The sequence below is a fragment of the Gordonia sp. (in: high G+C Gram-positive bacteria) genome, assembly GCF_020438995.1.
In the GTDB taxonomy this organism is placed as follows: domain Bacteria; phylum Actinomycetota; class Actinomycetes; order Mycobacteriales; family Mycobacteriaceae; genus Gordonia.
Genome location: NZ_JAGQTN010000170.1, coordinates 64,832 through 76,130, shown reverse-complemented (window position 1 = coordinate 76,130; position 11,299 = coordinate 64,832). Strand labels below are relative to the sequence as shown.

At 61.4% G+C, this 11,299-nt stretch carries 10 protein-coding genes; 8 read left to right on the top strand and 2 right to left on the bottom strand.

Annotation, left to right across the window (positions count from 1 at the left end):
* From KDB67_RS12700 to KDB67_RS12665, 8 genes are all read left to right on the top strand, one after another.
* Nucleotides 1-638, top strand: a 638-nt coding sequence (locus tag KDB67_RS12700; protein WP_366852213.1) for an RNase H family protein, incomplete at its 5' end; no start/stop codon positions are given.
* A 273-nt stretch (nt 639-911) separates the two neighbouring features.
* Nucleotides 912-2,006, top strand: coding sequence for a hypothetical protein (locus KDB67_RS12695; protein WP_291016182.1), 1,095 nt, complete (start codon nt 912-914; stop codon nt 2,004-2,006).
* A gap of 210 nt (nt 2,007-2,216) precedes the next feature.
* The gene (locus KDB67_RS12690) at nt 2,217-3,809 is read left to right on the top strand and encodes an ATP-binding protein (RefSeq protein ID WP_291016181.1); all 1,593 of its coding nucleotides are present in this window, start codon (nt 2,217-2,219) and stop codon (nt 3,807-3,809) included.
* Nucleotides 3,731-4,720: a PD-(D/E)XK motif protein gene (locus KDB67_RS12685; protein ID WP_291016188.1), complete on the top strand. Its 990-nt coding sequence runs from the start codon at nt 3,731-3,733 to the stop codon at nt 4,718-4,720. The genes KDB67_RS12690 and KDB67_RS12685 overlap by 79 nt, the downstream gene beginning before the upstream one ends.
* A gap of 407 nt (nt 4,721-5,127) precedes the next feature.
* Nucleotides 5,128-7,665 (top strand): Z1 domain-containing protein, encoded by a 2,538-nt coding sequence (locus KDB67_RS12680; protein WP_291016180.1) that lies wholly within the window; start codon nt 5,128-5,130, stop codon nt 7,663-7,665.
* Nucleotides 7,666-7,831: 166 nt separating this feature from the next.
* On the top strand, nt 7,832-8,818 hold the full coding sequence (locus KDB67_RS12675) for an Rpn family recombination-promoting nuclease/putative transposase (protein WP_291016179.1): 987 nt from the start codon (nt 7,832-7,834) through the stop codon (nt 8,816-8,818).
* 143 nt (nt 8,819-8,961) lie between these two features.
* The gene (rpmB, locus tag KDB67_RS12670; RefSeq protein WP_291016178.1) at nt 8,962-9,150 is read left to right on the top strand and encodes a 50S ribosomal protein L28; all 189 of its coding nucleotides are present in this window, start codon (nt 8,962-8,964) and stop codon (nt 9,148-9,150) included.
* Nucleotides 9,151-9,299: 149 nt separating this feature from the next.
* Nucleotides 9,300-10,097 carry an enoyl-CoA hydratase-related protein gene (locus KDB67_RS12665; RefSeq protein WP_291016177.1) on the top strand — a complete coding sequence of 266 codons (798 nt, stop codon included), beginning with the start codon at nt 9,300-9,302 and terminating at the stop codon, nt 10,095-10,097.
* Here KDB67_RS12665 and KDB67_RS12660 read toward each other — a convergent pair.
* Nucleotides 10,094-10,774 (bottom strand): uracil-DNA glycosylase, encoded by a 681-nt coding sequence (locus KDB67_RS12660; protein WP_291016176.1) that lies wholly within the window; start codon nt 10,772-10,774, stop codon nt 10,094-10,096. The two genes, KDB67_RS12665 and KDB67_RS12660, sit on opposite strands and share 4 nt — an antisense overlap.
* On the bottom strand, nt 10,771-11,292 hold the full coding sequence (locus tag KDB67_RS12655; RefSeq protein ID WP_291016175.1) for a gamma carbonic anhydrase family protein: 522 nt from the start codon (nt 11,290-11,292) through the stop codon (nt 10,771-10,773). The genes KDB67_RS12660 and KDB67_RS12655 overlap by 4 nt, the downstream gene beginning before the upstream one ends.
* Between the last annotated feature and the right edge of the window lie 7 nt (nt 11,293-11,299).

Here is an 11,299-nt window from a genome sequence, read left to right as displayed (position 1 = left end):
TGATCACCGGACCGGCCACCGCTGAGCACACCGCACAGCTGCGTGCGATCCGTAGGCTGCTGGGCGCCGACGACGACACCCCACCACCGCCGGCCCAGGTTGTATGCGACGACCCCATCACCGTCGCGACCGACGCCTCCGTATCGCGCGGAATCACTGGTTTCGGTGTCCTCGCCGACGACGGCCAGTACCAGCTGATGGCATTCCCCCACCAGCGCAAGCAGATCGGTTCGCAGCCCGTGCTCGTCGCCGAATTGCGCGGCATCAACGAGGCGGTCCGCAAGTTCGGGCACCGCCCGCTGACCATCCTCACCGACAGCCAGGAGTCCGTCGCGATGGTGAACCGCTGGCGCGCCGGCGACGAGGTCCTGCCGCGCGGGTACACCACCGATCGGGCGGTCGGGCTCGCCGGTCTGGTCGAGGCGCAACGGCGAGTCCGTAAGCACCGCGACCGCATCGACATCCGCTGGGTCCGTGGCCACGACGGTCACCTCCTCAACGAGGGCGCCGACGCCCTCGCCAAACTCGCCCGCCGCTACCGGCTGCCCGGCAGTGGTCTCACCCCATCCGAATATCGCAGGCGCGCAGCCGGTCTCGCCGACGGTTTCGCCGCGGCATTCGCCGAACAACCGCACTGACCCGCACCTTCAATACCAATTCATCTACGCCGGTACAGATTCCGGACACGCCACCGCACCCCCACTCAAATGAAGCGACAGTCTATGTGCCCACCAGAAACTTCAGCCAACGATCCGAATCCTGCGGACGAAACCGAAGCGACAGCAGACGACCTGGCCCGAGCGTGGCTACCGGTTGAGATTCACGACTTCCGTTGCACCGCATTCCTATTCGGATACAATGTCCAGGTCGCCACTCGCTGCCTCGACGACGGACTCACCTTCCAGGTGGTCGTGAATCGGGGGAGTCGCAGCGGCGAGGACGAGGGCGACTACTGTATCGCGATGGCCGACTATTTCGACGGTTCCTGGGTCATTGTCCGTCAGGGAACCGGCCATTTGCCAAATGTCCCCGAGGGGCGGGAGGTAGCGGTCCGGCCGGCACCGATCACGTCCCTCCTGAGCCAAATAGGTACCGGTGTCAACGAGTGGAACTTCGTGACCTCAACCGATCCCGAGCGCGATGCGCAGGTCCGGGCCGAGCACAACGCCCTGTACGCCAACAGCACCTACGACACGATGGTGACCACAGAAGTGGACTACCTGGTGCACGCGTCGCAGAGCGACGACTTCTGGAACCTGTGGGATGCATCCGTCCTTGCCGGCTTCGCCTCGACCATCACCAACCGTGTCGTCGGAACCCAGCATCAATGCACGCTGAAGGCCAACCGCGTCGACGAGGACGGCGATGAAACGGGTGAAGCGATCATCGTCACGTCGATCTACTGCGATGGTGAATGGACGGTCTATCCGTCGCTGACCGGGATCGTCGAAGGAGATTCGCCCGTACGGCCCGCGGGAACGGAGGAACTGGTCGAATACATGGCGGAACGGGTGAATGACTGGGATTTCGCCGACGACGTTATCGAGGACGAGATCATCGAACTGACCGACGACCGGCGGAAAACGATGCGGCGCGCGTTGGCACAGACCGCCAACCTCCCGGTGACCGACCTTCGGGACCTCATCCTCTCGTTGCCGGTGCGCCAGGCGGTCACGGACGATCACCAGGGCCTCGACTACCGCAGCGTCTGGTATTCGTCGCAGCGCGAACACATCGCCGGGTGGCTGGATGAGTACGACGGCCGCGGGGCCTACAACCGCAAGAACCCCTCGACCAGCTCCAAAGCCTTCTACGGCCGGTTCAAATGCGCCCCAGGACTGTTGTGGCTCGCCGAGGCACTCGGTGAAGACCAGGACACCTGCCGCCGGGCGATCGCAGCTGCAGACGAGGCGGGACCGAATCCGGCATCCGAATGTGGCGCATTCCGCAAGGTCGTCCCCTGGTCGCGCATCATCGAACTCCTCGACGCCCGGCTGGCCAAATAGGCTGAACTTCCCTGCAACGCGGTCGATTCACTTCGTACAATCGAACATTCTGGTAAGCACATGTGAATCAGGCCAAGCGGACAGAGAAAGGCATCGTCGTGCACACGCGCTCCGGACACGAAGACACCGCGGCGCTGCATCGCTCCTCTGCCTCGCGACGGCGTGCTGGCAGCACAGGATCGTCAACTACATACCCATCGGAGCCCGTCTTTGTCTGAATCGAACGATGTCGCCCGGCGCATCACCTTGGCACCCGATCCACGCCTCGTGCGTAGTCTCGGCGCGAACCACACCCTCGAGTCGGCGATCGCGGACCTCGTCGACAACAGCATCGACGCCGGGGCGAGCACAGTATGGGTGAGGCTCCTGACCAACGACGGCCGGCTCGTGCAGGTGGAAGTCCACGACAACGGTTCGGGAATGGACGAGCGCACCATCGACGACGCGATGACGATCGGCCACCAACGCGAGTACAACGCCGCAGACCTCGGTCACTTCGGGATGGGTCTGAAACAGGCCGCCTTCGGCAACTGCGATGTGCTCACTGTGTGGTCGGCGAACTCGACCCTGCCGCCCGTTGGCCGCCGGATCAAACGCGTCGACTACTCGACAGACTTCGGCTGCGAAGTACTGACCGAGGCCTCCGCTGCCCTCCACACGCAAGAACGCAAAACGCTCACCGGCACTAGAGTCGGCACGAGCGTGGTGTGGACCCAGATGCGTAGCTCCTACCACGGCCGCAGTGACAAGGAGGCTATCGCCTGGCTGGCGACAGTCGGTCGGAAGCTGCGGACGCATCTCGGCGTGACGTTCCACCGCCTGCTCGAACGCAAGAGGCTGGCGATCTTTGTCCATGTCGATGAACTCGGCGCCGGACAGACCATCCGCGGTACACCGGTCAAGCCGCTCGACCCGTTCGGATACACGCGTACCGGTGATCCGAGATACCCGAAGAAGCTCCTTGCGACGCTCGACGACCGCACGAACCTGACGCTCACCTGCCACATCTGGCCGGCGAAGTCCACCTTGCCCAGCTACACGCTGGGCGGCAAACACGGCCGCGAGTTCCAGGGCTTCTACATCTACCGCAACGATCGCCTGCTCCAGATCGGAGGCTGGGGCCAGACTGCGACCTACAGTCCCGGCCGCCAACTCGCCCGCGTGATGCTGGAGGACGACGGTACGATCGGCCGGTTCCTGACGATGAATCCGGAGAAGAACTCGCTCCGTTTCGAGCACCGCTTCCAGGATGTGCTGGGACAGGCGCTGGCCTCGGACGGTACGACCTTCACCGACTATCTCAAAGACGCAGAGGACGCGTTCACTACTGCCACCAAACGCGATCGGAGCCGCAAGCCGGTCATCAAGCCCGACAAGGGACTACCCGCGGAAGTCCGCAAGCAGGTGGCTGATGAGCTGTCGTTCATCGATGGACAGTCCATCGACTTGAAGTGGCGTTCCATGCCCGAGGGCGAACTGTTCGACATCGATCGGTCCAAGAGCAGTATCTGGCTCAACTCCCGGTACCGGCATCTGTTTGTCGGCGATCGTGGCAGCCAGAATGATGCGCCGGTCCTCAAGACGCTGCTGTACCTACTCACCCATCACGTGTTCCAGGGGCAGAACTTCGGTCCCCGGAGCAAGGATGACATCAACCTGTGGAAGAACATCCTCGGCGTAGCAGTAACAGCCGAACAGAAGCTATACGAGAAGAGAGAAGAAACGTGGAAACCGGCCGCAACGACGCCCGCGAGCTCAATAATTCAACGCTTCAACAGTACTGGGATTCGGGGTCCCCGATAGCGTTGGCTCTGGCAGGAAATCCTTTCTGCCAGGTCGAACTTGATCGTTCGCACGGGGTAGTTACTCTGGTGACCGAGCCCCAGACTCCCGAACCAGACGTTACGAGGTTCAAGAACGTGTCGTTCGTTGGCGACTCGCTCCGAGTACCTGGTAGCGCGGAACTCATCGTGCAGGTCAAGGACAATCTGCATGGGGTGTTTGCGCTCGTCCTCACAATCGCAGACGAATTGCAGAAGCACCGTGTACCGCTAGCAGCTGCGGTCGCGACTGGCATCAGCACGCACCTCAACGTGTTCGCCAACCGGACCGCCATGAGCGCCGAGAAGCAGGTAGGCCTGTTCGGTGAGCTCCTACTCCTCGAACATCTGATTGGGCAGATCGGCGCAGGTCCGGCAGTCTCGTCCTGGCAGGGATCCAAGCCGCGCGAACACGACTTCGTGTTCGAAGCACTGCACCTCGAGGTGAAGACCACGACCGGGGAGCGACGCAAGCACATGATCCACGGATTGACACAACTCGTCCCGGTACCCGGTGCCGGACTAGCGGTCATATCGGTTCAACTGACGCAAAGCACACTCGAAGCAGGCACAACGCTGCCGGAACTCGTCAACCGCATACGTTCCCTCACGGGTGGCCACATAGTCGATCTGAACCGACTGCTGGAGTCAGCGACCTGGTACGACGACGATGCCGACCTCTACCCCACACCTTGGGAGTTGCGCTCAGTTCCACGCGCCTATCGGGTAACCGATGACTTCCCCGCGATCACCGCGGCGTCACTCGATCAGGTTCCGAATATCGGCCTGATCTCGGATATCTCATACCGGATCGACCTCACTGACCGCACCCCCGACGAACTGTCGGAACCCATCGCCGGATTCATCGCGACCAAGGGAGCCCCAAACTCATGACCGACCAACGACCAGTCTGGGCAGATGCTCTCGCCCGTACACTCGGCATGATGAAGGATCAAGAGCCGGTCCCTACCATGACCACTTTGGTTCAGGCACTGGCTCCTGGATCAGTTGTGACCAATGTAGACTTGGTCAGATTCGTTGCTCACTCAAACCAAAATGATCCGGCACGCAGTCAATTTCATCGAGCGCTCGCAAGATGGGATGCACATGAAAACATAAACGACGCTAGCGGAAACCGCACCGCCCCGAACACAATGGAACGCCGATCAGCAGTCTACACTGCGCTAGGATTCTCAGATGAGATTTCAGATACTCTCACCGGACTCTTTCCGGTAGCACGCAAGCTGAACACAATTATCCCCACGCCATTCCCGCCATGGTATCCGTCGAATAGGCCGTCAGTGTACTGGGAGAACTATGCTAAATATCTACACGACGTCCGGGGATGGTCACCGCCGTCGGTAACGACACTGGATGAAAGTTCTACCGAAGTCATCGAGAGGCTCAGCGACCCTACTCGTCTAGATCGGAAGCGCACGAAGGGCCTTGTCGTCGGATACGTACAAAGCGGAAAAACTGCGAACTTCACCGGGGTGGTAGCGAAGGCAATCGATGAGGGATACCGACTGATCATCGTTCTTACGGGAACAATCGAGATGCTCCGCGCGCAAACTCAGCGAAGAATCGACATGGAACTCGTAGGAGTCGAGGGGATCCTCGCTGGCCGGGATCCGGACGACCCCTATATCGCTAGATATCTTGACTACCAACAAGATCCAGACTGGCCAGACAAGTTCGTCCGACATGGGAGCGACCTGGACCCTGCAGGAATCGCACGGATAAGGCGACTCACGAGCCAAGCCAATGATTTCAGATCCAACCCAGCAGGCGTGCAGCTGCTGAACTTCAGGCGAACCAACGAGCAACAACCATTCAACCATCATGATAATCTATCTCACAACGATGCGCACATTGCGATCATCAAGAAGAATTCTTCGCCACTGACCCATCTAGTGAATGAACTCAGACGATTGGGAGAAGCAACGCGAGCAGATCTTCCTGTTCTGATCATCGATGACGAGTCCGACGAAGCCGGTATCAATGTCCGGAAACCCAGACCGAAATCAACGTCAGAAGATGAATCAGACGAGGCCTCACCCACAAGGATAAATGGCCTGATTCGGGAAATCATCCGACTATGTCCACGCGCACAGTACGTAGGATATACGGCGACTCCATACGCTAACGTTTTCATCGACTTGAATGATGAAAGCGAGCTCTACCCGTCAGACTTCGTCATAGCACTGGACCCACCACCAGACTACATGGGCGTCCAACAGTTTCACGATGTGGGTCGAGACTGGGACGACGAAGTGCCAACAGTCGCGAACTCCAACGAACTAGCATACATCCGGCCAACCCACGGCGATGCTGACAACGATCCCGACCGACGCTCAGCAGAACTCATGGATGCCCTCGACGCATGGGTTCTCACCGGGGCAATCAAGAAGTACCGCGAGGCCAATTCGTCGCTCCGGTTCCGACACCACACCATGCTTATACATGAGTCGGTGAGCACAGCGATCCACGAGGAGACGGCTCGTGAGATCGAGAACCTTTGGGAAACAGCTCAGTTCAACAGCTCGACCGGCCATCGTCGGCTACGCCGCCTCTTCGAGGAGGACTTCCTTCCAGTCATGCGGGCACGTGCCACTGACGCGCCAATCCCGCCCGATTTCGACACCCTGCGGCAGTTCATAGGCGAAGCACACGCTGAGATGGAAGCCGACGGTGACCCGGTTCGAATTATCAACTCTGACACCGCGATTGAAAGTTGGCGAAGGAAGATTGACTTTCAAACCCAGGATGTTTGGCGGATACTCGTCGGCGGCGCAAAACTCAGTCGTGGGTATACCGTAGAAGGCCTCACGATCACGCACTTCTCAAGGAGAATCAATCTTGGATCCACTCTCATGCAGGCTGGGCGATGGTTCGGATTCCGTCCCGGCTACCAGGATCTTGTCCGACTCTATATATTGCGAACGCCTGGCGCCGACATGTATGAAGCCTTCGAAGGGCTACTTCTCGATGAGGAGTCCTTTCGAGATCAGCTCAAGGAATATGCGGGTTTCGACAACAATGGCCAACCGCGCCTGACCCCGAGCGAGGTTCCACTGCTTGTCAGCCAACACCTCCCATGGTTGAGACCGGTTGCACGAAACAAGATGTGGCGCGCGGTAGTCACCAATCAGGCACCATCTGGATTACACGAGTTTTACGGACTACCTGAGCGAGGTGCTCCTGCTAATGCCAAGAACTTTCGGGAGGTAGTGATTCCCCTATTGGAGCGCGCCACAGCCAACATCACCCTCCCCTTCGAGTTCAAGGGAAACCCAGGACAGGTACTGGCCGCCCGAGCAGGACTGATCGACGCACGCGAAGCCTTGACGCTTCTCGACCGTCACGAGTGGCATCCGGACTTCGCCAGGTCAGTGAAAGCCGTCCGTCAGTTCCTCAATGAGGCAACCGAATCCGGGAAGGCTACCGACTGGGCAGTGGTTCTGCCGAGTACAACCGGCCGAAAGTTCCCGATCCCCGAACTCGGTGGCGAAGTTCCGATCGTCAAACGTAAGCGTCGATCCGGTCAGTACGGATTCGTCGGCTCAGACCCCCGACACCGCGAAGCCGTCGCCCAGATCGCTCGTGGAGAGTCGGTGCCGGGTCTCGGTGCTTCATCGACACGCGGCGTTATCTTCATCTACATCACACCCGACCGAGATCCCGACACCGGGCCGATCAATCGGAGCGAGCTCGTCGGGTTGATCGCCGTCGCGGCACCGACGTCGTCGATTCCCAACGGCTCAGTGATCAAGTGGACCGTCCCACGTTTCAACCAGAGCAACGACGACGCATCCGATTTCAACAACAGAAGACAGTAGCCTAGCCAGGACCCTCACGGACACAGACCTCATATCGGACCCAACACATCTAAGTGGAAGATCGGTGTCAGTATTTGGCACCAATCTTCCACTTAGAGTGGGTGATTGACTGACAGCACTGACAGCTTCGTGCGTGATGTCCGAGCCGGTCAGTACGGTGTGCGCCATGACTGGTGGTGGGGATGGGTTGTCGGGTGGGCAGCCGCATGATGCGTTGTTTCGGTCGGTGTTCGGCGATCCCGAGCATGCGGGGTCGGAGTTGCGGTCTGTGGTGCCGCCCGAGTTGATCGGGCATCTGGACCTGGATCGACTGGTGCGTCAGGACGGAACGTTCATCGACGACGCGTTGCGGCACCGACACACTGATGTTCTGTTCGCGACGACGGTGCGTGGTCGTGACGCGTATCTGTATGTGCTGCTTGAGCATCAGAGCACTCCCGACCCGCTGATGGCATTCCGCATGGCCGGGTATCAGCATCGGATCTGGGAACGCCATCTGGACATGTACCCTCCGGAAGCGGGCCATCGGCCATTGCCCTTGATCATTCCGATCGTGATCTATCAGGGGCGTCGGCGCTGGACGGCGCCCACCGACCTGGCGGGTCTGCTCGACGTCGATCCCGAGTTGTCGGTGGCAGCCGGTGACCTGATCCCGAGGGTCTTCTACCTGCTCGATGATCTGACCGTGATCGACGAGCACGAGATGCGGGCGCGGCCGCTCAGTACCGCGGCCCGGCTGACGTTCGTGTCGTTCGAGAATGCCCCCGGCGACCGGGATGCGACGCGCTGGATGGGCGAGTGGGCCGATGACCTTGCAGCTTTGGACCAGCGGTGGCTGGTGCCGATTTTCACGTATATTTTGAGAGTCAGCGTCACACCGGTGGACAGGCTTGTCGATTTTGCTACCACACTGGGACCCGACGTGAAGGAGGCCGCGATGACGACAGCAGAACAATTGATCGCCGAGGGCGAGTCGCGGGGCGCCGCACGGGGCGAAGCGCGAGTGCTGATCAACATGCTCACACTCAAGTTCGGTGAACTCGACGACGATACGAAGAACCTCGTGCGCGGTGCCACCGCAGACCAGATCGACCTGTGGAGTGCGAGGTTTGTCGCAGGCGCTGCCGACATCGACGCAGTGTTCGACCGGTGACGGCCACGTCCGTCGCCCGATTTTGATCCGGGGTGGCGGTCCGGCTACTCTTGCAGGGTTGCCTTGCGACGTCCGCGGCCGATCGGCTGCCGGTGCGTCCGAGGCAGGAACACCGACCAACCATCTATCAAGGGAGTTCGATCATGGCTGCCGTCTGCGATCTCTGCGGCAAGGGCCCGGGCTTCGGCAAGTCCGTCTCGCACTCACACCGTCGTACCAACCGCCGGTGGAATCCGAACATCCAGTCCGTTCGCGTCGAGGTCGCCCCGGGCAACCGCAAGCGCAAGAACGTCTGCACGTCCTGCCTGAAGGCCGGCAAGACCAGCGTCTAGCCCGACGTCACGAAGCATCGACGGTCGCCCCGCACGAGCGGGCGGGCCGTCGATGTTTGCGTTGGCGGGTGTCCACGGTCGGCCACCGACCGAGCATTCGCTCGTGCCCGATAGCCGGACTCTCGTCCGTCGGGGATAGTGTTCTCGGCATGACCGCAAACACAGATTCCCCGTCAGAGGGCCTTGTCACACAGGACGGTCACGTCCTGATCGTTCCCGTCTCCGACCCGGCGGCCGGCACCGCGATGGCCCGCAACACCATCCTCGCCGCCGCAGCAGCCCTGCAGGCCGTCGGCCGCGGCCAGCGCGACGCGCGGGTGCTCCTGCTCGTCGGACATGGTGCCAACTTCTGTGCCGGCGGCAACGTCCGCGCCTTCGCGACAGCCGATGACCGGCCGGCCTACCTGCGGGGCCTCGCCGACGACGCACACTCCTTCGTCCGCGCCATCTACGAGGCCGACATCCCCGTGGTCGTCGCCGCCAAGAAGTGGGCCGCAGGAATCGGGATGAGTTTTGTACTGCACGGCGACATCGTCATCGGCGGACCGTCCACCAAACTCCAGCCTGCGTACGGCGGCATCGGCCTGTCCCCCGACGGCGGAATGAGCTGGGCACTGCCCCGCACCATCGGCGCCGCCCGCGCCCGCAACGTCATCCTCACCAACCGGGTCATCACCGCCGACGAAGCGCTCGACTGGGGCATCGTGTCCGAGATAGTCGACGACGACCAGGTCGACGTCGTCGCCCTCGAACGTGCCCACGCACTGGCAGCCGGGCCGGTCAACGCGATCCGGGCAGCCCGCACACTTCTCAGCGCCTCTGCCGGAAACTCTCTGGACGACCACCTGATCGCCGAAGCGCGATCAATCTCCGAACTCAGCGGGCAGCCCGAAGGTATCGAAGGTGTCGACGCGTTCGTGGGTAAGCGGAAGCCGAACTGGGGTTAGGGCAGACGCCAGTCGACCGGGTCGGCGCCCAGGTCCTCGAGCGCCTCGTTGGCCTTGCTGAAGGGCCGGGAGCCGAAGAACCCGCGGCTGGCCGACAGTGGTGACGGATGTGCCGATTTGATCACCGGCACCTCCGGCAGCCATTCCTCCAGGCTTGCCGCATCACGTCCCCACAGGATCGCGACCAGCGGCTCGGCCTCCCGCGCGACCAGGGCTTTGATGGCGCATTCGGTGACCTGCTCCCAGCCCTTCTTGCGGTGTGAGCCCGGCTCTCCGGGCTGCACCGTGAGCACCCTGTTCAGGAGTAGGACACCGTTGCTCGCCCACGGCGTCAGGTCACCGTTGGCCGGCATCGGATATCCGAGGTCCTGACAGTATTCGGTGTAGATGTTCGACAGCGACCTCGGAATCGGTGAAACCTCCGGTGCCACAGAGAAACTGAGCCCCACCGCATGCCCCGGTGTGGGATAGGGATCCTGCCCGACGATCAGCACGCGCACGTCGTCGAACGGATAGGTGAAGGCGCGCAACACATTCGCGCCCGCAGGCAGATACTTACGTCCTGCCGCGACCTCGTCCCGCAGGAACTGACCCATCTGCGTGACCATGGGCTCGACAGGTGCCAGCGCCTGTGCCCACCCCGGATCGATCAGTTCCGCAAGCGGTTTCGGGCTCAATCGAGCCTCCTCAATTCGCTGCGGTAGTACTGGGCGTTCTCGTAGTACATGTCGGCGTTCAGTTCCAGGTGACCCTCGGGAACCTCGTATCCCTGCCGGATCTTCGCCGGTACGCCGAGCGCCATCTCTCGGGGTCCGACGGTGAACCCGAACGGGATCACCGCGCCCGCCCCGACAATCGCGCCGTCACCGATCACCGAGCCGTTCAGCACGATCGACCCCGAGGCGATGAGGACGTCGTTACCGATCGTCGCACCCTCGATATGGGCGTTATGGCCGACGACGCAACCCTCCCCCAGCACGGTCGCATCGATCATCGTGCAGTGGATGATTGTGCCGTCCTGGATGTTGCTGCGCGCGCCGATGGAGATGGTGCCGTAGTCGCCGCGCAGCACCGCTCCCGGCCACACCGACACCCCGTCGCCGAGCGTCACCGAACCGATCACGGTCGCGTCGGGGTGCACGTACGCATCCTTACCCAAAACCGGTTCACGGTCACCGAGTGCATAGATCGCCATGCCCCGA